Raw genomic sequence first — 24,318 nt, forward strand, 5'->3', positions numbered from 1 at the left:
TCATGTTTGTAGTAATAGAGGATTTTCCATAAATAAGTAGTGAAATTCCGGAGTGAATGCGGCTTTATTGACAAATAATGAGTGTTAGTAAACAAGCTTTGATTCAAAAAGGAGGGTATTTGTAATGCCGGAGTGGTTGGAGGTTATAGTTCGAACGCTCTTTGCTGTGGTTGTACTTTTCTTTTTAACAAAATTACTGGGAAAGAGACAAGTATCGCAGCTCTCGTTCTTCGAGTATATTACGGGGATAACCGTCGGCAGCTTAGCCGCTTACATTTCTTTGGATACGGATAAGTTATGGCATTTAGGGCTCATTGCACTAATTGTATGGGTAGCTTGTTCTTTAGGGATCGAATACCTTCAGATGAAGAGTAAAAAAGCAAGAGACTTTATTGATTTCAAGTCTACCGTACTAATTAAGGACGGGAAAATTCTCGAAGATCACATGAAAAAAGAACGTTTAACCACAGATGAACTGCTGGAGGAGTTACGCAAAAAAGACGTTTTCAATATATCGGAAGTGGAATTTGCGATTATGGAATCTGATGGAGCCATAAATGTTTTACTTAAGAGTGAAAATCAGCCGCTAACCCCTAAGCAATTGGGTATAAAGGTTGCTCCAGAGAAAGAGTCACAAGTTGTCATTATGGATGGTAAAGTGCTCGACAAACCATTAGATACTCTAAATCTAACGCGAAGCTGGCTTGATGGTGCCCTTGAAAAAATGGGTCTGACTGTTGAAAATGTGTTTCTTGGACAAGTTGATTCTTATGGTGAGCTGACAGTCGATTTGTATGCCGATAACTTTAAAGTCCCACAGCCGCAGGATAAGCCACAATTATATGCTTTGCTGAAAAAGTGTGAAGCTGATTTAGAGATGTTCAGTTTATCAACAGATAACGAAAAAGCTAAAAAAATGTATGAACAATGTTCGGAGCAATTGCAAGCTTCACTGAAGGTTTTGAAACCGTTAATTCAAAACTAAGGGTATAGATAAGGCACTCTCGAGTGAGATCGAGGGTGCTTTTTTTATATTAATTTAAATAAATGTAATAATATGGGCACAAAGTAGCTGTACAACTTCAAAATATTAATTATAGTTGAGATTAGGCTGGAGTTATAGATGACACAGGATTGGAGGAATGTCCTCGCTTTTTATTTAAATCACAAAAACAAGGAGGAAGATGTTCACGTGAAACTAAAAGGACAATTTTCATTCGGAATTATGGTTACGCTTACAACTTCGCTGGTTCTAGGTAATTTGGTATGGAGTAACCCTACCGCACAGGCAGCAAATATTTTTAGCAATGATTTTGAGAATGGAAATGCCGACAATTGGACGAGTACAACAGGAACTTGGTCTGTAGTTGAAGAGAGTGGCAATCATATGTATTATCAATCCAGTCAAAACGAAGGACGTTCGTTCTCCGGTAGCAACACGTGGACAGATTACAGTGTTCAAGCCGATGTGAAGATTGATAATTTCAATGGAACTAATCGAACTTATGTGTGCGGGCGCTATGTTGACGGAAATAACTATTATGCTGCATCTCTGTCTAACAGTAATGGTGGGACGCTTGAAATACGAAAAAAGGTGAATGGTTCAAGTTCAACACTGGCTAGTAAAACTGATTTTCCTATAACCACTGGAACTGCCTATACAGTTAGGCTGGAGCTTAGTGGAGATTCGCTTAAAATGTATGTAAATGATGTTTTGCAGTTAAATGCACACGATAACAATTTGACAGCAGGAGGTATTGGACTTGTAGCTTATAAGACAGCAGCGAAGTTCGACAATATCAATGTCTCCGATATCACAACGGGCACTCCGACATCTACGCCTACCGTAGCACCAACAATTGCACCAACGGTAGCTCCTACGGCTACTCCAACAGCAAGCGCAACCCCCACTGCGACAGTAGCTCCAACCGCCACTCCAACTGCAACACCAATTGCAGGCTCGATTTATGTAGCCCCTAATGGTCTGGACAGCAACGCAGGAACAATTGGTAGTCCAACCACACTGGCCTCAGCGATTACGAAGGTAGCCCCCGGGGAAACCATCTATATGCGTGGAGGGGTTTACACGTATTCTTCAACAATAATTGTTGGACAAGATAATAGCGGAAGCTCTAACTTACGAAAGAACATCGCTGCATATGGGACTGAGAAGCCTATACTGGATTTTTACGCCCAGCCATTTGACCCAGCTCAACGTGGTTTGCAGATATACGGTAACTACTGGAAGGTAAAAGGATTAGAGATAAGAGGCTCAGGAGACAATGGGCTCTTTATTGGCGGGAACTATAACATTATTGAGAATGTTGAAACCCATCATAACCGGGATTCGGGACTGCAAATCAGCCGTTATGCTTCATCTCTGACCAGCATGAGTCAATGGCCGAGCTATAATCAAATCATTGGAGTATACTCTCATGATAATTATGATCCAGATAATGGAGAAGACGCTGATGGTTTTGCTGCTAAGCTGACTATAGGTCCTGGTAACGTATTTGATAAATGTATAGCTGCATGGAATACAGATGACGGCTGGGATCTTTACAGTAAATCAGAAACAGGCCCCATCGGAGTGGTGACGATCAAGAATAGTATCTCCTATAAGAACGGACAGACCTCAGATGGAAATTCAACGGCAAACAGCGATGGGAATGGATTCAAACTAGGTGGTGAAAAGATTGCAGTAAACCACATTGTACTGAATAGCATCGCATTTCAAAATAAAAAACACGGATTCACTTACAACAGTAATCCAGGTTCCATCCAGTTAACAAATAATACTTCTTGGAGTAACGGACAGAGTAACTTTGCTTTTGATACCGGTACTCACCAATTTACGAACAACTTGTCTTTTGCAGGAGGATCGAGCGATAAAACAAGTGGCACCGATATTCTAAGTACTAATGTGTGGTGGAAGAGTAATGCAAGTACCAATGCCAAGGGTTTGGTAGCCAGTGCCGCTGATTTTGTAAGTCTTACGCCTTCAGTGGTGCGAAATGCTGATGGATCTTTTAGTCTGGGCAGTTTCCTCAAATTAACTGGGGGTAGCGACCTAATCGGATCTGGAACACCTAGCGGAACTAATATTGGTGCTACATTTCCTTGATTTGAAATCTAGGGGTTTGATGGGCATGAGTTCGGTACTATACCGGACTCATGCCTTTTTGCTCTGATATAAGAATAAACCTTCCATTTCATTGGCAAACTAAGCCAGATTAACAAGTCACAATCTTGGAGGTATGCTGCAGATGTCTGGAATTATTGAAACAATTAAAGAACAACTAGAGGGATCTAGTGATGCAGTTTTTCAATCCATTCGCCTTCACGGGCATTCCTGCCACTTGATCTATATCCCATTCATTGTGAATTCCCTGAGTCTTCATAAGGATATTGCATTGCCGCTAAGAAATGAAGCAAATTCAGAGCACAAATGGTCTGATTTTTTAGAACGACTGGATCGAGGAGCTGTTTTTCCAATCCCGTATCTTAAGGAGTTTGACGTAAACAAGGCTGTAGATCTGATCGTCGCTGGAAAAGTAGTGCTTTGTTTTGAGGAGCTTCCTTATGTTTATTATTTTGAGATCACGCAATATCAGAAAAGATCGGTCACGGAATCACAAAATGAACTTGTGGTGATTGGACCTCAAGAGGCATTTATTGAAGATATTGAAACGAATCTGTCCCTGCTCCGACACAAAATTAAACATCCGGATCTAAAGACTATTCATTATACGATTGGTAAATATACAAAAACCGATGTGTATGTTGTATACATTGAAGGTCTTTATAAAAAAGAAGTTCTTGCTGAAATTGAAAAGCAAATAAATGAAATAGAAATTGACGGAATATTGGGCATTAGTTATATATCGGAACAATTGCGGAAGGGGAACTTGACACCATTTCCGGTATTTCAATATACAGAACGCCCCGACTCGGTGGCAGCTTCTTTAATGGAAGGCCGGATTGGAATATTACAGGATGGCACACCCACTGCAATGATTGCACCTACATCTTTTTTTACAATGCTACAATCCTCTGAGGATTATTATCAAAGCTTCTATGCAGCAAGCTGGATTCGAATCGTTCGATTTGTGTTCTCCATCATATCCATGATTCTTCCATCGCTTTATGTTGCGATTACAACCTTTCATCCTCAGATCATTCCCTCAAACCTGTTAATTACGATAGCATCTGCCAGAGAGAATATTCCTTTCTCAGCCTTGACTGAGGCTTTAATCATGGAGCTTACCTTCGAGGCCCTTAGAGAAGCTGGAACCCGAATACCAAAGCCTGTGGGCCAGACCGTTTCTATTATTGGGGGTATAGTCATCGGTCAAGCTGCGGTACAAGCAGGAATTGTATCTGCTCCAATGGTCATTGTTGTTTCTATTACCGGAATTGCCACCTACATCATTCCCCATTATGAGCTGGGTTTGACTTTTCGTTTACTTCGTTTCCCTTTATTGATTATGGGGGGGACGATGGGATTACTCGGGGTATATATTACAGCCTTTTTGATTTACGGGCATCTGGCTAATCTTAGGCCGTTAGGTTCACCGTATTTACAACCCGTTGCTCCTTTGGTGTTACAAGACTGGAAGGACACATTATCTCGTTTTCCCTCTAACTATATGAAGAAACGAAGCAACATTTATAGCAACAGGAATCTAAGGAGACAGAAACAAAAATGAGAACTCTAAAAATTGGAGTTGTTATACTTCTACTCCTAAATGTAACAGGCTGCTGGTCGTCCAAGGTGGAACTGGACGAATTAACCTTTGTATACGGCTTGTTTATAGATGTAGGCAAAGAAGCAGGCACCGTTGAAATTACGATTAACTCTCCTTTGCCCAATCGTCTTAACTCATCAAGCCAACCCGCTAGTGGTGGCGGCGATGGAAATAGTTATTCTACAGTTTCCAAGACCGCAGATACGATAGCAGATGCCATGTTACTAGTCCAAAAAGACCTAACACGTCAGCTTAGTCTTTCCCAATTAAAAATAATCGTCTTAGGGAAAGCTTATGCAGAACAAGGAATCGGTGAACTTCTGTTATGGATTAGACGAGAGCCAGCCCTTCCCCTTGGAACCTATGTCATGGCGAGTCCCGGCAGTGCCAAAGAGATGAATACATTAACACCTATCTACGAACAATTGCCTTCTGATGTACTAATGAGCTTTGGAACAGAAAAATATATGTTTTCAACTACAATCAAGGACTGCTTGTTCGCCGAGGCATCTGGAGTTGGGTTTGCTATAAATAATCTTTCATTTGGTAAAAAAGAGGAAACTACAAAAGAAGGTAAACCACAATATTGGGCAGGCATTCAAGGGGCCATGTTGTTTCAGAATGAGAAAATGAAGGGAATACTAAAGCTTAAAGAAGGTAGGGCATTGGCATGGGCCGCAGGCAAGCTTAAGCTGTCGGTTTATTCTGTTACCTGGGATGGAGGAGAAAGTGCGGCAAGTGTTGTATTTGTTAGCACCAAAGCTTCAAAGAAAGTAAAACTAACGGATAAAGGCCCAGTGTTCACAGTGAAATTAAAAGGAAAAGCTAGTGTGATTTATTTAAGGGACCCTAAGAAAAGAAATCTAGAAGAGATCAGTAATATCATTACAGAGAAACTAAGCGATAAAATTACTGCTAATCTGACCGAAGCTATACGTTTATCCCAAGAAGCAGGTGCGGATGTTCTACAACTCGGCATGTTACTGGAATGGAATGATCCGAAACTTTGGAAGGAAGTAAGAGAACGTTGGGATAATTACTACACTCACGAGGCAGATATTAAGGTGGCAACGGACTTTCGCATTGTAGATTTTGGAACAGCAAAATAAAGAACTGAGGAAGGAAAAGTTATGCGTACAACAAAGTGGCAGCTGTTCCGGTTTATCACTATTTTTTTCAGCTCACAAACCACCATTTTTTTGATTCCAACTATTATTGCTAGTTCCTCCTATCAAGGCTGGATTGCATTAATAGTTGGCTCTTTATTAGGCTTGATTTTATTATGGTTTACAATCTATGTTGGTAAGCTGCGACCTAATCAAGCTTGGGTTCACTTTGGAAAAGAGATCATTGGCAAATGGCCACACAAATTTATGCTACTGGTCCTACTATGCTGGTGTGTTTATTATGTTTCTTACGATATAGAGAACTTTGTACTATTCTTTGGTTCAAATTATTTAAGAGGAACTCCGCCGCTGTTTATTCAGCTTGTAATTGGTTTGGTGATTATGTACACAGCAAGTCTAGGTTTTGTAACGATTACATATATGGCCGACGGATTATTTATTATTTTTCTAATAACCACGATCATTTTATTTAATTTGTTCCTTTCGAACGCGGATTTTAATATGTTACCAGCTTTTATTCATTATCATGATCCTGGAATCGCCATGAAAGACTCTATTGTGGTCATGTCATGGTTTGGAGAATGGATTGTTCTCTTGTTCGTTGCACCTGATTTAAAAATTGAAGCAAAGATGTTAAAAAGATTGGTATTTGCACAGCTCTATGTATCAATCACTGTCTTAATTGGATGGATATTGACGATGCTGAGTTTTGGTCCACATCTTGGTCAGCAGCTCCAATATCCTTTTCTTGAGATGGTGCGTAGTTCGAAAGAAGAGAATTTATTAGGGAATACTGACCCGCTTTTGATTGGAATATGGTCGTCATCTATGTTTATTCACAGCTCTTTCCTTATCTACATAGCTTCAAAATGTCTATCGAGTTTGTTCAATACTAATGGTAAAAAAATTTACGTTCCTCTTTTAACACTGGCTTCAGTGACAATAGCATACTTATATTCACGAAACGTCGGCAGATATTACGAACACTATAAAAGCTTTGCAATTGTGATCATTTGGCTAATCGTAGAAAGCATACCTATCTTTTATGGGATTGTAGCTTTCATTCGATATCGGCATAAGACTGTGAAATGAAAATCGAAAGGATGACGGGGGCTGTCTAATTATGGACAGTGCCTTTTTTGTGTGAATTATAAATTGGGTACGCTTTCTGTTATGATTAAAGCACTTATTACATAATTATCCTCAGATTGGATGGTGCATTCACATGAATCTTCAAGAAGTTACTGAACTTATCAAATCTATTAGGGCCAATCTTGCCAAAGTCATTGTAGGAAAAGAGGATGGAGTAGACCTGCTGCTGACCGCATTACTTGCGAATGGACATGTTCTGCTGGAAGATGTACCAGGAACGGGTAAAACCTTGCTCGCAAAGGTTCTTGCCAAATCATTAGATTGTTCATTTAAGCGCATTCAATTTACACCGGATTTATTGCCTTCTGATTTAAGCGGGATCAACTATTACAATCAGAAGACGGGAGAGTTTCAGTTCAGACCAGGTCCGGTATTTGCTAATATACTGCTGGCTGACGAAATTAATCGTGCAACACCTAGAACTCAATCCAGCCTATTAGAGTGTATGGAGGAACGGCAAATTACTATCGATGGCGTAACGCACAGATTAGAAGCACCATTTCTTGTCATTGCTACTCAGAATCCGATAGACAACCAAGGGACCTTCCCACTGCCTGAGGCTCAGTTAGATCGATTTTTGATGCGGATTACTACGGGTTATCCTACCTTCGATGAAGGGATACATATTTTACAGCGTTTTCGTGAGAATAATCCGCTCGAAGAGTCTTTTCCTGTAGCAACGGCACAAGATATTCAAGCCGCACAGCGTTTAGCCGCATCGGTAAGTATCAGTGATGATTTATTAGGTTATATCGTACGGATAACGGAAGCTACCCGTAATTCTACGGCAGTAAAACTGGGGGCGAGTCCACGTGCTAGTGGCGCGTTGCTTAGATCTGCTCAGGGATATGCACTTATTCAAGGCAGGTCCTATGTAACACCGGATGATATCAAAGCCGTGGCTGTTTCCGTGCTTGCACATCGTCTGCTGCTTCATCGGGGATTAGGCTCAAGAGAGGGACAAGCCGCGGATATTGTATTGCAAGTGCTTCGTGAAGTTGAGGTGCCTGCTGAACCCGTGACGTCCTTAAGAGGCGGAAAGGTGGAATGACCTATGGCTTTGCCTTGGTTCATTTTCATTACTGTGGCGTTGGTGTTACTTCTTGCTGACATTTATAAACGAAATGGCCTGAAAGCGCTTAGTTATTCTCGCTATTTTTCACGCAAGACTGCTTATGAAGGAGAACGTATTGAGATGATCGAGGAGATCGTTAATGCGAAACTTCTTCCTTTGCCGTGGCTCCGATTGGAGTCTAGTATTGCGAGAGGTCTGGAATTTGGGAGTCAGGATAATCTTGGGATTAGTACAGGAGAAATCTCTCAGAATCATATTAGTTTATTCTATTTAAAATCTTATCGTCATATTAAAAGACGGCATCAGGTGACATGTGAGCGTCGTGGTTTATATCGTTTGGAATCCGTGACTATGACAACGGGAGATCCATTTGGTTTGACTCGAAAAAACAAAACGTATCCACTCGAGTTAGAGTTATTGATCTATCCCGTTCTGCTGAATCTAGACGAGCTTCCATTGCCCATTCATAGCTGGCTGGGTGAGCTTCCTGTGAAAAGATGGATCGTTGAAGACCCTTTTCTGACTGCTGGCATTCGTGAGTATAGCTCAGGAGATTCTATGGGATTGGTAAACTGGAAGGCTACAGCACGTACTGGTGTTATGCAGGTTCATAAAAAAGATTATACTGCTGACTCCCGGCTCGTCATCTGTCTGAATATAGAGGACAGTGATTCCATGTGGAGAACGGTGACTGATGTGGAACGAATCGAGCAAGGAATAAGATATGCAGCGACTATAGCTGAATACGCAATGCAGCATGGAATTGAGACCGGATTAATCTGTAATGGCAGATTGGACGATGCTGGCGAAAGAGATCCAATTGAAGCAGAGCCGATGGCTCAGCTCGAAGATATGTTAGAGCTGCTGGCAAGGCTGAAGCTGGATAGAACACTTCCTATGAGTCGACTATTGGAATTGCAGGTTGAGAGTGGAATTAGTGACACAGACTTTCTAATCATAAGCTGCCATAGAGGAGCAGAAGTGCAAAAGGCGACGGATCTCCTAATGCAGCAAGGCAATGGTGTGGAATGGCTGGATATTCCGGAACAAGGGAGAGAGAGCGCATGAAGCTTACGTTGTCTGGCTATGTAAGGGAAACAGTCAAACTCTGGTTGTGGTCTGTTATTGAATTGTTGCTATTTCTACCGGTTTGGGTTCTATTTCAGATTTATTTGTTGCCCCAACAAGATGAACAAATATGGTTGATTGCGCTGCCTATACTAGCTTTAGCGGGCATTCTTTTGCGCAATTTTTGCAATGTAAGATGGAAGCAATTGCTTGCCGCCTTAATCCTCGGGGTATTATTAGGTGCGGTTTCAGGGAGTTTATCCATCGAAAGCCTTCCCTTAGGTGTGGCTGGATTTATATGTACATTTTTAGGGATGACGGTAGACTCTAGAAATAATAGATTCAGAATGTTTTGGATAGGTATAATAATCTATTTTGTAGCTACTATAGCGTTTCATAGAGTTCCTGAATTGGAGCCAAGTGTGCCGTTATTGACCTGGTGTGGCAGTCTGTATTTAATACTGACTTTACTTATTTCTAATAGCAGCTATATACGATACAGCGCACTTACTGAAGAGAATGAAACGCTGCCCAAAGGGATACAACGGAATAATCGTATATATGTCATTGTGATTGGAGTTATTGCAGCTGTACTAGCAGCAGGTGTCGGCAAAGCTATAGGAACACTGGTATGGAGACTCTTACGCTCATTTTTCAATTTTATTAATCAGTTATTTTCTGGCACAAAAGAACCAGAGCCTCCGCCAGCAGAATTGCCGCCAGCAACTCCGATGTTACCGCCTGTTGGCGAGCAAAAGCGGGGCTGGCTAGCTATTATACTAGAGTACGGATTCTATATTTTGGCAGCGGTATTATTGGGGTTTGTAGCCTATTATGCACTTCGCTGGTTGTACAGAAATGCTGGAGAAAAGTGGCGGAGAGCCATAGATGCATTGTTATCGATGTTACGTAGGGAACATGCCCCTAAGAATAATACAGCATATCTTGACGAAGAGAAAAGCGTCTTTACTTGGGAACAAACCGTTCGAGGGTTGAAGGATTTCTGGAGCTCACGTCTTCCTTCAAAACATCGAAAGGATCGCTGGGAACAGATGAATGGCGAGCAGGAACGTGTACGTTGGCTTTATCGGCGGTGGCTAAATATAAAGCGCGATAACGGTTATGAAATGAAAAGTTATCTTACGCCGCAGGAAACAAAAAGGGATGTTTTGCTATGGGGAGATCGTAACAAGCATAAACGTAAGGGAGATGAAGATTCTATAGCTGCGTCAGAACAATTGATTGAAATATATGAAAAAGTTAGATACGGAGAAGACCAGCCTGCGGCTTCTGATATTGCAGCCTTGAAAAATCAACTGAAATTATAGAATCGTTTTCAGAATATATGCAAATTGGAACAAATAGGTTACAAAAGGCCTGTAAGTGTTACAACATGGATACAATTGGATCTGCTCTAACCACTATAATAATTCTAGTAAAATACTCGTGGAGGGAAGTCAATGAGAAAGCATAGCAGTACATATGTTGTTTTACTCTTAAGCACCTTTGTCATAAGCCAGTTGACAGGGCATACCGCTTCGGCTGCATCAGTTAGTTCTGTTCAGCCAAAATCTGCGGTAGCTGCTGCAACTGTAGCAGCTCCTAGTAATCTGGGTTCCGTTTCTTTAGGAGCTAATATCAAAGCTACACTGGAAGATGTGAATATTTGGTCACAGCCTGGAGGCAATATTTTAACTTATACAATTAACTATTCGAATGGCAGCAACAAAAGTGCTAGCCTATTGTATTATTTTTCGAGAGTTATGACCTCTGGCGGCTCTGTCATTCCAGGGAATCCACTAAGTGCTGACTCTACTAAGAAAAAAGTGGGTTCTAATGAAAGCTTGCGCGTTACATATTATGTTAATGTCGGCCAGGTAAACTCGTTAAAAGGTATCAAGATTCCAATGTACGTTTGGGATTCCAAAACCAAGGGGTATCTCAAGCAAGTAGGAACTTTTAATATACCCGCCAACTATTCGCCAACCGCTGTAAACGGTAAAACTGTAAGCACTACAATGAATGACATTCCGGTTGTTGCTAAAAGTGAATCCTTGGAGCTCTACAAATACAGCGGAAAGGTTTATGCCAAGGTCGGCATAAGCTTGACCAATAAAGGCAGCAAAGTATTAAGTGATCCTGGTTACGCAGCATATTTGGTCTCGGCAGGGGGAAGCTCGTATGAATTAGCCCTTGACCGTTCTCAGCTTAGTTATAAAATTCAGCCACAAGAGAAAAAGACCATTTATTATCTTACAGAAATTCCTTCGTATATGAAGACGGATAATATGAAACTGCAATTCACCCAAAAGGATGAGGCGCTGAAGCTGGAGATTGCCAAATCTTCGTACAAGCTGCCTGCGGCTACAACACCAAATTTGGTAGTTGGCAAAGGTGTAATCAAGAAAATTACCATCAATAACAATACGATTGAAACACAATTAAATAACGCAACCGTATACGCAGAGAACAATAAGGGATTCTGGACTTTTCAGCTGCGAGTGAAGAATACAGGGAAGACAGCCGTTACGTTACCTTCTTATGAGCTTGCCGTCAAATCCTCAACTGGGACAACCTTTCCGATCAATTCTAAGGGCTTGAGCGGATTAACCATAAAACCTCTGGAGGAAAAAATCATCCCGCTTACCGCACAAGTCCCCCTTGAAGTAGAACAGAATTCACTGCAATTGCAGATGATTGAGGCTGTTTCTGCTCCAGATAATAGTGAGACGGGAACTACCGGAGACGGAGCAGGAACTGGAAGCACTGGTGGAACCAATGTCGTTACGGGCAACACAGCTAAACTAACTGTTCCGGTTGCTTACTTTACAATCTCCTATACCTTGCGTCCAGAGATACAGAAAGGGCTCGAATATAGAGCAACAAATGAATATGGGACGTTTACTTACAGTTTAGTTTCCTTACAGCGTTTTCCATGGAAAGACGACGATATCGTAGTTGCCAGATTAAATATTACGAATACCCAATCGGTTGCCTTGTCTCTGCCGGAATTAAAGGGAGCTGTTCAGGTAGACAATGAGGACATGTCATCTTCAACGGAACTGTTTATGGATAAGGAAACTTCAACGATTGGACCAGGTAAAAACGCTGAAATCTATGTGTTTGCCAAAATTCCTTATACACAAGAGTTCGATAAACTAAAATTAAATCTTTATTCTATGGTAAAAGAAGAGAAGAGCTCGTTCCTATCAGTTACTACTAACAGCATGATGAACGCTGTAGCTTCTATTGAAACTGGAGGAAGTTATGTTATCTCTGGTAAAGGTAAGAACGCTAAAGTGCAAGAGAACAAAACCATTATTTATGAAGGACTTAACTCCAATCTCGTATACACAGAGCTCCTTTTGAGCAGTGAAGAGAAAAGACAAAGCAAAATGGCTCGCCTCCAAGCTTATTACAAAACGGGAGACGGTCAGCTATTCGAAGCTACAGCCAATCAACCAGATACTTCTGCTACTCCGGGCGGTAAGCAATTAATCACCTTCTGGGCGAAGGTTCCGAAGGCCGTTAATACTTCTGATGTTAGCCTGTTCCTAGGGCCAGGGATTACTGGGAATAAGCTGACGGAACCGGGTCAGGAATCCACTGGATTTATTAATATGGCTTCACTGTCATTAAATCCGGTTACCACTCCACCAGAGAAAAACTTGACGAAGGTGGCAATTTATCCGTATACCATGTCCGTTCTAAGTTCAGAAGGGCGCTCATTACAAGGCAGTGACTCTATAAATATAGTTATGAATTACAATCTTCTTCGTGATAGCAGCTATGATATGGGTACCTTCACGCATAAACTGGTCCTGAAAATGACGGACCCATATGGTCTTTCTCAGGAACGAAGCTTGAACATCGGTACTGATATTCTTGAAGGGACCAACAACTCGTATACAGCAAGCTTTAGCAATAATATGTATAAGAATTTGTCAGGAGGTACCTACCGGATCACGCTGTACGATGAATTCCAAGGCGAACGGATCGAGCTGGCTAGTCAAGCTTATAACATCAAGATTGATAGAGCAGTTGTAACTGAGAAATAGCATTTCATATCTATTATTGTACGAAGAGGAGCAGCTCCAATGTTGCGAGTGGAAAATGTAACGCATTCTTATAAAAACGGTAATGAAACTACAGCAGTGCTTCATCAAATTGACTTTTCTGTGAAAGAGGGGGAGATGGTAGCACTGCTGGGGAGCTCGGGTTCCGGTAAGTCAACGATGCTGAATCTGATGGCAGGACTAATGAAGCCTACTGAAGGCCATATTTATATTGCCGATCAAGATATCGTGAAGATGAGTGAGAATAAGCTATCGGAATTTCGCAGAAAAAATATCGGGTTTATCTTTCAAGCGTATGAGCTGATTACTAGCATGACAGTCCGTGAAAATGTAGAGCTGCCGCTGGTTTTTCAATCCGTTGCACCCTCTATACGTAAACAAAAAGCTTTAGAATTGTTGGAAGGGGTCGGCATTCCTGATAAAGCCGACTTGTTCCCTTCCCAGTTGTCTGGCGGACAGCAGCAGCGTGTCAGTATTGCGCGCTCCTTAATTACGGAACCGTCTGTTATTTTTGCAGATGAACCAACCGGAAACCTAGATTCGAAGACAGAAGAAGAAATTATCAATATCCTGCTTAACCTGAACAAGAAGATGAAGACCACCTTCATAGTTGTAACTCACGAGCTAAAAGTCGCGGAGCAAATGCAGCGGATATTCACGCTTCGGGACGGATATATGATTACTGAAAACCAAACTTCTTCGGATACTGAACTCGAAGGGGGTATACTCATTGAGGATTAGTGATATTTCCCGCTTGGCTTGGGAACAGGTCAAACGGCGGAAAGTTGTCACAGGTCTTTGTATGGCTGGCATATCCATTGGATGTGCTGCAATCATAGTTGCATTAAGTATAGGAGACTCCGCACAGAGCTACACGGAGCGGGAAATCAACCGCAATTTCAAAATGGATGAAATTACGGTGTCGCCCAACGGAGGTATACCCTCCCAAGGAGGAGGCAGCGGTGGCAGCGGATCGTCTGCGGCCAATGAAAAGCTTGATCCCGGCAGGCTGACGGCGCAAAAGCTGGAGATTATTAAAGGCTTGCGGCATGTAACTGCAGCAGCTCCCTTTCAAGAGCTAGGGTACATACAGATGTTGACTATCGATAATAAAATAACAGATGTACAGCTTATTGGAACCGATCTACGCCTGTTAACGAAATATGATAAGAAATTCAAACAAGGCGGGGCTTCTGATTTAGTGGGAATGGCTGTACTGAACTATGGTGCAACCGTTGGACTGATTGATAACGAAACTCGGCAGCGGCTTTTTGAACAACTGAGTACAGATCCATATAACAATAAGTTGATGGAACAGTACAACAGCTTAAGTATGCTTCCAACAGATATGTACAAGCAACAGGTTCAATTACAATCTTTTGATCCCGCCTCTCAAACCGGAGGGATGTTAGTTAGCTCACCGATTCAAGTGGTGGGGATCCTCGACAACCCGAGTGGAACGAACGAGAATATGGCTATGTACGACAAGAAGATCTATGTGTCACTAGAGACTGGCGAGCGGCTTGTAGAACAAATGAAGCTATCGAGTGGAACCGCTGGGCAAAAGGGTGTCTATAACTCAGCGATTGTAAAGGTAGACAGCACTGAGAATATCGTGGAACTAGAGAAGCTTATTCAGAAACTTACACTAACGACAAGCACGAATTTGTATCAAAAAGAGGCACTCGCTGATACCTTCAGCATGGTCAAGAAAGCGGCTCTCGGTGTAGGTGTATTTATTCTAATTATTGCTTCGATCTCCATTATCGTTGCGATGACTATGTCCACTCATCAACGACGGCGGCAGATCGGTATCATGAAAGTGCTGGGCGCCAATATGGGCCAGATCCGCAATATGTTCATTACAGAAGCGGCATTGCTCGGGATGTTGGGCGGATTGCTTGGTATAGTCTTTTCATACTTGATTGTATTAGGAATTAATAAGCTCATCGGTACCTCTTCAGGAATGGGTGGAGGCGAGCCTTTGGTGATTTATATTCCTCTGATGACTCTCCCGGTAGGGATCGCATTTGCGGTAATGACAGGGGTATTATCAGGTATTTATCCGGCGATCAGTGCATCCAGAACGAATGCACTCACGGCGATTAAACGGGATTAGCTATTTTTAAGTTGAAAGGAAGCCAAAGTGATGAAGAGGAGAATCAAGTGGATAGTATTGGTACTGATTATAATTGCAGCAGGTTATTTTCTATACAATAAGATGTATAAGCCTGAAGCGCAGTTAGAGCCTGTTGAACCCCCACAAGCAATAACTTTTGAGGTCACACAGGAGACCATTACCAATTCCATACAGGTTAAAGGTAATTCTAATTATGAAAAAGAAACGCTTGTTTATGCTCCATATGCTTCAAAGGTGACAAAGTGGAAGGTTGAGAACGGTGGACAAGTCAAAAAAGGCGATTTACTGTTTACTCTCGATCAGGAAGCCTTAAAGAATGAGATTGCTACACAAGAGGCGACTATCCGAAAAGCAAAGCTGGAAGCAGAGCTGAATGAATTTGTGAGCCAGCAAGACGAGGAGAATGCAGCCCTTGGTGCGACTGAAGCAGAACGGATTAAAGCACTCACAGCCCAAGAAGCAACACGGCTAGGGGACGAGCTTAATCAGGTCAATGCCGAAATACAGGCACGCGAATTAACAGAGAAAAAAACCAAACTCAAAACAGCACTTTATTATGCTCCGGCATCCGGCATTTTCTTATTTGACAGTGCAAGCGAAATTCCGCAAACAGTGACAGATAATCAATATATCGGAAAAATAGTAGATATGAACAAGCTTGAATTCATTGCTCTTGTAGGTGAACAAGACGTCTTCCGTATAAAGACAGGCATGAAGGTCGACGTAAAAATGACAGCTATAAAAGATTTGAAGTTATCTGGAGAAGTTACGAAGGTAGCGAAATTTGCAAAGACTGCTTCAGGTCAGAATGCCACTACCAGTTCAGTTCCTCAATTCGAAGTGGTGATCACGCTGCAGCCTGACGAGCATTTGATCGGTGGCTTAAGCTTAAACGGAGAAATTGAAACAGTTCGCAAAGAAAATGCCACCGTTGTATCCAGCATAGCTGTAATGCATGAAGGAGACCTCTCCTACGTTATGCTGGATAAAGGGGACGGGCAATATGAACGAAAAGATATCGAAGTGGGTCTGGAAACAACGGACAAAACAGAGGTTCTCTCTGGGTTGAAGGTTGGAGATGTTGTTGTTCTTCAGTAAAAATGACTAACCCTTGGTTTTACTTCTCAATTGTTTGACGCCAAACGTTAATATCTTTATTAAGATCGGTAAGATCAGGAACCGGGATTTGCTCATCGGAAAGGTTATATTTGGCTTTTAAGGCTAAGATCCGATAGACGCTTTCATCAATCCGTGTTTCTTGAATCTTACCGTTTTTTACGTTTTGCAGGAGAGAGTCCATGACCCGTTTTTCATTATCATAGCCGTGAGCAACAAGGAGAATATCACTACCTGCATTCACAGTATCTACAGCTGCTGTGGCCAGATCGTAGTTCTTCATAATGGCTCCCATGGTTAGATCATCTGTAATTACGATTCCTTGGTAGCCCATTTCATCTCGAAGCTGTTCACCAATAATGGTACGCGATAAGGATGCGGGTTTGTCTGGATCTAATTTTGGAAACAAAATATGAGCGACCATTACGGCGTCCGTTCCCTCTTTAATGGCTCCTTGGAAGGGGAGCCATTCTAATTCGGCTAGCTGACCGGCTGTTTTGTTCACAATCGGCAGATCCAGATGGGAGTCGACGGAAGTATCTCCGTGTCCTGGGAAATGCTTGACAACAGGAATGACGCCTTCACTCTCAATTCCCTTCATTTCGGCAATCCCTAGTGCAATGACTTGGCCAGCAGCATTGCCGAACGACCGGTCTCCGATGACTGGATTGTCTGGATTGCTATTGATATCGAGAACGGGAGCAAAGTTCATATTAAATCCGGCTGAACGTACTTCTCTTGCGAGCAGCTTTCCCATTTTCTCGGCTGCAGCAGCGTCATTACTTGCACCCACTGTTCCGTTAGAAGGGAATGTAGCATATTCTTTAGGCATCCGGCTGACTTTTCCACCCTCCTGATCAACACTAATGAATAGTGGGGCAGGGTTGCCAGTGTTACTCTTTTTCATAGAATTGATAAGACTGATCATCCCTTTCAGGCTTTTAATATTGTCCTTATAGAGGATGATTCCACCGATTTTGTCCTCGGTAATCATCTTTTTAGCTTGCTCATCAAGGACAGTTCCATCAATTCCAACTAGGAGCATTTGTCCGATTTTTTCTTCCAAAGTCATCTCAGCAACCTGAAGAGCAATTGGATCGCTGACTGCTGAGGGGGTGGGACCCAAGCTGGTGGTTGGTGAAGGTGTGGATTGGGAGGTCGGTGTAGCGGTAGCTTCAGATTGTGAATTATTGCTGCTATTGGAACAGCCAGCTATGAGGAACAGTGACACCATAGCTGCAATAATGAAGAGTGTACCGGAAATCTTAGGCTTTAGGCTGTGACGGGTCAATCTAATCATCTGAATAGTCGTCCTTTCGTTAGCTAAATTAGATATTGGGAGAGGAATCCTTGCTGACTTAGAAGCACGGTGATAAGATAAACTTAAATATTTACATATTAAATTTGAATAATGAGGTGACGGTCCAATGAAAGATGGATTAGTACAAGCACTTAATGAACAGATGAATTTCGAGTTTTATTCCGCTCATGTTTATCTAGCGATGGCTGCTTATTGTTCCGGCGAAAGTCTGGATGGATTTGCAAACTTTTTTCTAATTCAAGCCGAAGAAGAACGGTTCCATGCCATGAAGATTTATAAGTTCCTTAACGATCGGGATAACCGTGCTACGCTAGAAGCACTACCAGAGCCGAAGAACGAATATAACTCGATGTTAGATGCTTTTGAACATGCCTTCGCGCATGAACAACAGAACACTAAACGGTTCTATCATTTGGCTGATCTTGCTCTGGATGAGCGTGAACATGCGACGATTTATTTCTTGAAATGGTTTATAGACGAGCAAGTAGAAGAAGAAGCACTCTTTAGCAACATCATCAGTAAACTGAAACGAATTGATAAAGATAGCAACGCCTTCTACATGCTGGATGCCGAGTTTGCTGCACGTACTTTTACAGCTCCGGCTGAATAAGTTATTGAAGCCCAAAAGCCTGAGAAATCAGGCTTTTTTATTTTATAGATGCAGGAAGTTTAATGGCGAGCAGCTTATTATCCGTTCGAATCATCAGCATCCCTCCAGTTTTAAGGGAAGGGGCAAAGTTACGAGAGCCTGTGTTCACAGTGAAAATAGGCTTCAGAGTTAACATGTCATAAGCGTGAAATAGGCCATCAGATTGTCCACTATAAACCACGTTTCCGAACAGATCCGTCTGTACCACTGGATTCTCTCCAATATTGAGGTCGACAAGCTGTCCAGTTCCTAGCTTAAGTGCGGATAAAGTACCTTTATCTTGATTTTGAAATAACATTCTTTGTTGATAAACTTGGTTCAGTGGAGAGTCTTTTTCTTTAACCATCGAGGTCCAGGTTTGCACCGGTTTACCCTCTGCAGAATAATTCCAGAAATCATATTTCACAAACTTACTACCCTGAAAGATATAAAAGTCTTTTCCATCCAAAAACGCGTTTCCATTCATCCCATTATAAGTGTACACACCATCCTTATTCTCGGTATCTGTCCATTTATATAAACGTTCTCCTTTTAATTCTCCCGTCTTTATGTTGAACACGGATACTTTGACTTTACGATTTACCGGGTCATCATCCATCATAAATGTATTCGTAATGGAGTAGAGAAGTCCATCCTTCACTGCTAACGGCATCCATTGCCGGGTCTGGTCCCATAGTTTTTTTCCTGTCAGACTGTCATAGGCGGCTAGTCCAGCAGTTGTTAAGGCCCCTTGAGACAGATAGCTGCGAATAACGACTCCATCTGTTTCCATGAGATCTGATAAGCCTGTAAAGTTATTACTTTTTTCTACAGCCTTCCATTTGATCTTTCCGGTTACGGCGTCAACTGCTGCTAATTGTTCCTCTTGTGTAACATAAATAGTAGATCCTAAACGCTGTATATTTGTAGCTTTGGGGAGTGTTATGGAAGCCGACCATGCTTTTTTACCTGCCTCACTAACGGCATATAGGGAGCCGCTTTGGGTCAGACCGTAGATAAATCCATTACTGTATGTGAATAGCGGCGCTAATCCACTTCCGAACTCCCATAATTTTTTGCCTGTTGCCGCATTCATTGCGGTTAATTTTTCATTGCGCTGCAACGCAAAGATCTTCCCGTTTTCCGCGAGTGCTGTAATGTCCTGTCCGGTGATTCTGTCTTTTTTTAAAATGGCGAGTTGTGCTGACCAAACAGGTTTTAGGATCGGGGCTGTGACTTCACTGTAATAAGTGTTACTTAGGCTTACAACTGCTTTTTCTGCGGAAATGACTGACGTTGATCCACTGTTTGTTATTGGAATTAAAATACTCCCTATAGCTAAACATGTAACAATTTTCTTCGGCAAAGACTGAATCATCACTCCACGCTCCTTTAAATTTGTCATTACTATAATTAGACAATAAAAATAGCAAAAAGTTACTATTCCAGAAGAATGGAAGCAAAGTTGAACGGGGGCAAACTATGTTACGTTCTGCAAAACAGTTACGACCTTGCAACTCTATTTGACAGAGGGAACTATTACGCCCCGTAGCAACACTGTTTCTCTAGACCCACCCGAATCTCAAAGTGTAGTATAGAACAATACTATTCTTTGGGGGTTCTTTTTTTTGGAAACTTATAACGACATTAAACAAGGCGAAAAAGGAGCTTGGCTAAGCATCGTTGCTTATATCTTTTTATCAGCTATCAAGCTGTTCATAGGTACAGTCTCAGGATCTCAAGCGTTGCTTGCTGATGGATTGAATAACAGTACCGATATTATTGCTTCTATCGCGGTACTAATTGGCCTGAAGATTTCCAGAAGACCGCCGGATTCGAACCACAGCTACGGGCATTTTAGAGCGGAGACCGTGGCTTCATTAATTGCTTCATTCATTATGATTGCGGTAGGGCTTCAAGTTTTGTATCAAGCTGTGAACAAGTTTATTCAACCAGCACTGGAAAGTCCTGATCTTATAGCGGCGTGGACGGCAGTGGGTTGTGCTGTAGTTATGATGGCTGTCTATATGTATAATATTAGGCTGGCCCGCGCCATTAACAGTAACGCAATGCGGGCAGTAGCACTGGATAATCGATCAGATGCTATAGTTAGCGTGGGCGCTTTTATCGGAATTGTGGCTTCCTCCTTAGGCGTTCCTTGGCTTGACCCGCTTACAGCTATCATTGTCGGACTAATCATCTGTAAGACGGCATGGGATATCTTTAGCAAGGCTACGCATGATCTAACGGACGGATTTGATGCGGAAGAGCTTGAACAGATGAAAGAAACTGTGGCAGAAATTGATGGCGTACAATCCATAAAAGATATCAAAGCCCGTATCCATGGGAATAACGTATTAGTAGACACAACTGTACTAGTGGATTCTCAGCTAAGTGTGGTGCAGAGCCATGATATTACGGAAGAAATTGAAGAACAGTTAAAAGACCGGCACCAAGTTTCCAATGTACTTGTACATATCGAACCCGTGATGAAGTAGAGATTATTAAATAGGTACCAAATCAGTAGGTGCTATATGTACAGCTAAAGGTTGAATATAGACGCCTGTGATGTTGTTAATAGTTCTTTTGTGGAGAAAGGTGGAAAATAAAATTGAAATGTAATTTTCAAGAAACGGAATGGTGATTTCATGATCGCTTGGAAAGATTCATATGATATCGGTGTAGAAAAAATTGACTGCCAGCACAGACAGTTGTTAGCGAAATTGAACGAGTTCTTTGAAGCATGCAGTAATCAGCAAGGAAAAGAAAAGATTGAGGAAACGCTGAAATTCTTGAAAGAATACACGATTGAACATTTCAGTAATGAAGAGCAGCTGATGGAGGAGATCAACTTCCCTGAACTAGCTGAACATCGTCAGACGCATGCTGATTTCGTGAAGGCAGTTCTCGAATTGGAAGAAACGGTCAAAACAAAGGGAGTGTCCGTACTCTCAACCATCAAGCTTAATCGAACGTTAACAGACTGGCTGATAAATCACATCAATAAATGCGATAAGCTGATTGGTCAATGTATGGCCACACGTGATAAAGCGATATAAGATAAACCTCCAAAGAAGATGCCGAAGGGCATTTTCTTTTTTTAGTTCCGATGTTTTCCGAACACCGCATTGCAGTTTATACTGGGTTAACGGTTTGTGTTATGATTTGAGATAAGAGGTAGAGAAGTAGTTAGGTAAAGGGGAGAGAAACGATGAAAACATTACGAATGTTAGCTTCAGGATTCGCTATGCTGCTCATTCTGGGTCTTGTTAATTTCTACATTGGCTATCACGGTTGGCTGCTTATTGATGAATGGTTTTCAGGTGTTTCGTCAGCAGTATTCTGGACATTATTTATACTCATCGCTTTTGCGTATGTCATTGGAATGATTCCATGGCCAAAATCGGTTAAACCGATCGCCAGATTCTTTAAAGTGATTGGATCGTATTATCTAGCCTGTATGGAATTTGCTATCATTACGTTACCTTTGGCAGACCTATTATACGTGATACTGGGATGGTCGGGAATCGATCGTACCTATTACATCGCAGAAGCGGGCGGGACAATTCTGATATTACTGGCAGTTTTTCTGGTCTGGGGTTCAATCAACGCCTGGAGTACCGTGATCCGCACACATTCCATTCCTATTGATAAATCTATTGGCACCAGCACGCCATTAACGATCGCGGTTGCTTCAGACCTGCACTTAGGGAATATCGTGGGCAATCGTCATCTCAAAAAAATGGTGTCACAAATGAACGCTATGCAACCCGATGTGATTTTGCTGGCTGGAGATGTCTTGGATGACAGCATTGAACCTTTTATCCGCAATAGTATGAGTGAACAGATTAAACAGTTAAAAGCTCGTTATGGTGTCTACGCAGTACTGGGCAATCACGAATATTATGGTGGATCAATTAAGGAATATACCGATTTGATGAGTAGTATTGGGATCAAGGTCCTGCAAGATGAGGTTGAAGAAGTCGCAGGAACCTATATTGTAGGCCGAAAAGATAAGACAGCCGAGGCGATGGAAGCCGGTGGCAGACAAAGTGTAAGCTCCTTGCTCGAAGGACTTGATCTTACACGTCCTGTGATTATGATGGATCATCAGCCTACAGGCTTCGACGTAGCCGCTCAAGCTGGGGTAGACGTTCTACTCTCTGGTCATACACACCGAGGACAGATTGCTCCAAATCACTGGATCACTAAACGTTTGTTCGAGCTGGACTGGGGATATCTTCGTAAGGACAATTTGCATGTAGTCGTGTCGTCAGGTTATGGAACATGGGGACCCCCAATTCGTTTAGCAAGCCGGTCGGAGATCATTAAGCTGGAGGTTATGCTGGAGGGTTCTAAAAAATACAGTGAAGAGCCTGTTTCCACAAAAACGGTGTTAATCTAAGGTGAGTTTATATTTAGAGGCTGTTTCATCAGCAGATTTATTCTGCTAGGTGAGGCAGCTTCTTTTTTTTGACAACGCATGGGGATTGTAGTATGTTTGAAAAAAGTTAAGGACTTAACTATATTGGAGCTGAATTATAGAATATGGATCATTTACAACAAGTTGTGCTGAATCAGCCATTGCATACCAAAGCATTTTTTACATTAGTTGAAGCTACTGCAAATTTGGTTTCTGTCTCTGAGAAATATTGGCAGTCGAAAGGATTGAACGGAGCAAGAATTCGTATCTTGGTGGAGATCTCTAAACAGGGAGGTGCGATTTTACCTTCTACATTGGCTCAAATTATTGGAGTTACCAAAGCTAATATAAGCATGCTGTTAATACCATTGGAACGAGATGGATTAATAACCCGTTCGAATGATACCAAGGATGGCAGAAAAAGCGTCATTTCGATTACAAGTGAAGGCAAGCAATTACTTTTAGAGCATCTTCCAGAGAATCGTCAGGCTGTTGCAGAGAGAATGCAGAATCTGAATGATCAGGAGCTGCACCAACTTATCTTTTTATTACAAAAACTGAGTACATTCGAATAACAGAAAGGGTGTTATGTATGTCGATTATGGTTACAGGAGCCACAGGCCAATTAGGCAGCTTAATTATGGAGAACCTTGAGAAGTATGTTCCGGCTAGTCAAGTTATTGCTTGTGTTCGTCAGCGAGAGAAAGCTGCTAATTATTTAGAAAAAGGGTTCGAAGTCCGTTTTGGCGATTATGACCAGTTAGATTCGCTGATTGAAGCTTTTACAGGGGTCACAACGTTACTTCTAATCTCCAGCTCTCATACCGATGATAAGATCAGATTAAATCAGCATGCTCAGGTCATTCATGCAGCAAAAAAAGCCGATGTGAAACATCTGCTTTATACTGGATTTGCATTTCCCCCCAAAGGTCCGATTCCTTCTTATCATGTTCATTTACTAACTGAGCAGATGATTCTTGAATCAGGGATAGATTATACGTTTCTGCGTAACGCTTTGTATATAGATTTTGTGGGTGTGCTTGGGTTGAAGGAAGCCATGGAAAGCGGCGAGTTAACCACTTATCCAGGGAACTGGCAGTTTAACTCAGTCACTCGTGAGGATCTCGCTTTAGCTACGGCAAAGGTTCTTACAACAAGTGGACATGAGAACCAAATCTACGAACTAGCCGCACCTAGCGTTTGGGACTTTAACGAATTAGTTGATGTATTATCAGAGTTATCAGGGAAAAGAATTACGTTTCGCGAGGATTCAAGCGTTCAACATTGGATATATTCGTTTCTTGCGAAGATAGACACTGCTTCTACATCAAAAGATCTGGAGAGACTGATGGAGCGGCCGGTTACCACACTTAGAGAGAGTATCAAGCCTTTTGTTTGATCTGACTTTAGTTGTTCTATCGTTATAAAGTTGTTACTATGAGTT

The 24,318-nt window shown here is 41.9% G+C and carries 19 protein-coding genes and 1 pseudogene; 18 read left to right on the forward strand and 2 right to left on the reverse strand.

Annotation, left to right across the window (positions count from 1 at the left end; genetic code table 11):
* Nucleotides 1-124 precede the first annotated feature (124 nt).
* The 12 genes and pseudogenes from NYE72_RS14150 to NYE72_RS14205 all read left to right on the forward strand — a co-directional run bounded on the left by NYE72_RS14150 (nucleotide 125) and on the right by NYE72_RS14205 (nucleotide 16,484).
* On the forward strand, nucleotides 125-985 hold the full coding sequence (locus NYE72_RS14150) for a DUF421 domain-containing protein (RefSeq protein ID WP_036678238.1): 861 nt from the start codon (nucleotides 125-127) through the stop codon (nucleotides 983-985).
* A 969-nt stretch (nucleotides 986-1,954) separates the two neighbouring features.
* Nucleotides 1,955-3,124, forward strand: a pseudogene (locus tag NYE72_RS14155) (right-handed parallel beta-helix repeat-containing protein); the annotation flags it as partial.
* Between the two features lie 133 nt (nucleotides 3,125-3,257).
* Nucleotides 3,258-4,709, forward strand: coding sequence for a spore germination protein (locus NYE72_RS14160; protein WP_076146118.1), 1,452 nt, complete (start codon nucleotides 3,258-3,260; stop codon nucleotides 4,707-4,709).
* A complete protein-coding gene (locus NYE72_RS14165) occupies nucleotides 4,706-5,857 on the forward strand; it encodes a Ger(x)C family spore germination protein (RefSeq protein WP_036678233.1) in 1,152 nt (383 codons plus the stop codon). The genes NYE72_RS14160 and NYE72_RS14165 overlap by 4 nt, the downstream gene beginning before the upstream one ends.
* Before the next feature lie 21 nt (nucleotides 5,858-5,878).
* Nucleotides 5,879-6,967, forward strand: coding sequence for a GerAB/ArcD/ProY family transporter (locus NYE72_RS14170; RefSeq protein ID WP_038570738.1), 1,089 nt, complete (start codon nucleotides 5,879-5,881; stop codon nucleotides 6,965-6,967).
* A gap of 133 nt (nucleotides 6,968-7,100) precedes the next feature.
* Nucleotides 7,101-8,078, forward strand: a complete 978-nt coding sequence (locus NYE72_RS14175; RefSeq protein ID WP_076146115.1) for a MoxR family ATPase — start codon at nucleotides 7,101-7,103, stop codon at nucleotides 8,076-8,078.
* Nucleotides 8,079-8,081: 3 nt separating this feature from the next.
* A complete protein-coding gene (locus NYE72_RS14180) occupies nucleotides 8,082-9,170 on the forward strand; it encodes a DUF58 domain-containing protein (RefSeq protein WP_076146113.1) in 1,089 nt (362 codons plus the stop codon).
* Nucleotides 9,167-10,498, forward strand: a complete 1,332-nt coding sequence (locus tag NYE72_RS14185) for an FUSC family protein (RefSeq protein ID WP_036678223.1) — start codon at nucleotides 9,167-9,169, stop codon at nucleotides 10,496-10,498. The genes NYE72_RS14180 and NYE72_RS14185 overlap by 4 nt, the downstream gene beginning before the upstream one ends.
* Before the next feature lie 132 nt (nucleotides 10,499-10,630).
* Nucleotides 10,631-13,228, forward strand: a complete 2,598-nt coding sequence (locus NYE72_RS14190) for a hypothetical protein (protein WP_051491010.1) — start codon at nucleotides 10,631-10,633, stop codon at nucleotides 13,226-13,228.
* Nucleotides 13,229-13,267: 39 nt separating this feature from the next.
* Nucleotides 13,268-13,987: an ABC transporter ATP-binding protein gene (locus NYE72_RS14195; protein WP_036678220.1), complete on the forward strand. Its 720-nt coding sequence runs from the start codon at nucleotides 13,268-13,270 to the stop codon at nucleotides 13,985-13,987.
* Nucleotides 13,977-15,365 carry an ABC transporter permease gene (locus NYE72_RS14200; RefSeq protein WP_170914247.1) on the forward strand — a complete coding sequence of 463 codons (1,389 nt, stop codon included), beginning with the start codon at nucleotides 13,977-13,979 and terminating at the stop codon, nucleotides 15,363-15,365. Before NYE72_RS14195 ends, NYE72_RS14200 begins: the two co-directional genes overlap by 11 nt.
* A 30-nt stretch (nucleotides 15,366-15,395) precedes the next feature.
* Entirely contained in the window at nucleotides 15,396-16,484 is a 1,089-nt protein-coding gene (locus NYE72_RS14205; protein WP_036678218.1) for an efflux RND transporter periplasmic adaptor subunit, read from the forward strand.
* A 19-nt stretch (nucleotides 16,485-16,503) separates the two neighbouring features.
* Here NYE72_RS14205 and nagZ read toward each other — a convergent pair whose 3' ends face one another.
* A complete protein-coding gene (gene nagZ, locus NYE72_RS14210; RefSeq protein WP_076099330.1) occupies nucleotides 16,504-17,802 on the reverse strand; it encodes a beta-N-acetylhexosaminidase in 1,299 nt (432 codons plus the stop codon).
* Nucleotides 17,803-17,929: 127 nt separating this feature from the next.
* Between nagZ and NYE72_RS14215 the strand changes: the two genes are divergently transcribed.
* The gene (locus NYE72_RS14215) at nucleotides 17,930-18,433 is read left to right on the forward strand and encodes a ferritin (protein WP_036678216.1); all 504 of its coding nucleotides are present in this window, start codon (nucleotides 17,930-17,932) and stop codon (nucleotides 18,431-18,433) included.
* A 37-nt stretch (nucleotides 18,434-18,470) separates the two neighbouring features.
* On the opposite strand, the gene NYE72_RS14220 is transcribed toward NYE72_RS14215, so the two are convergent.
* Nucleotides 18,471-19,829: a PQQ-binding-like beta-propeller repeat protein gene (locus NYE72_RS14220; RefSeq protein ID WP_076099329.1), complete on the reverse strand. Its 1,359-nt coding sequence runs from the start codon at nucleotides 19,827-19,829 to the stop codon at nucleotides 18,471-18,473.
* 250 nt (nucleotides 19,830-20,079) lie between these two features.
* Here NYE72_RS14220 and NYE72_RS14225 point away from each other — a divergent pair, with 250 nt between their 5' ends.
* The 5 genes from NYE72_RS14225 (at nucleotide 20,080) to NYE72_RS14245 (ending at nucleotide 24,273) form a co-directional block, all read left to right on the forward strand.
* Nucleotides 20,080-20,949, forward strand: coding sequence for a cation diffusion facilitator family transporter (locus NYE72_RS14225; RefSeq protein WP_036678210.1), 870 nt, complete (start codon nucleotides 20,080-20,082; stop codon nucleotides 20,947-20,949).
* A gap of 150 nt (nucleotides 20,950-21,099) precedes the next feature.
* Nucleotides 21,100-21,510: a bacteriohemerythrin gene (locus NYE72_RS14230; RefSeq protein WP_051491008.1), complete on the forward strand. Its 411-nt coding sequence runs from the start codon at nucleotides 21,100-21,102 to the stop codon at nucleotides 21,508-21,510.
* Nucleotides 21,511-21,662: 152 nt separating this feature from the next.
* Complete coding sequence (locus NYE72_RS14235) at nucleotides 21,663-22,856, forward strand: metallophosphoesterase (protein ID WP_036678207.1); 1,194 nt, start codon at nucleotides 21,663-21,665, stop codon at nucleotides 22,854-22,856.
* A gap of 143 nt (nucleotides 22,857-22,999) precedes the next feature.
* The gene (locus NYE72_RS14240; RefSeq protein ID WP_076099328.1) at nucleotides 23,000-23,449 is read left to right on the forward strand and encodes a MarR family transcriptional regulator; all 450 of its coding nucleotides are present in this window, start codon (nucleotides 23,000-23,002) and stop codon (nucleotides 23,447-23,449) included.
* Nucleotides 23,450-23,466: 17 nt separating this feature from the next.
* The gene (locus NYE72_RS14245; protein ID WP_076099327.1) at nucleotides 23,467-24,273 is read left to right on the forward strand and encodes an NmrA family NAD(P)-binding protein; all 807 of its coding nucleotides are present in this window, start codon (nucleotides 23,467-23,469) and stop codon (nucleotides 24,271-24,273) included.
* The last annotated feature ends 45 nt before the right edge of the window (nucleotides 24,274-24,318 follow it).

Origin of the sequence: Paenibacillus sp. FSL L8-0333, assembly GCF_037965665.1 — a bacterium.
GTDB classification, from domain to species: Bacteria; Bacillota; Bacilli; order Paenibacillales; family Paenibacillaceae; genus Paenibacillus_AQ; species Paenibacillus_AQ odorifer.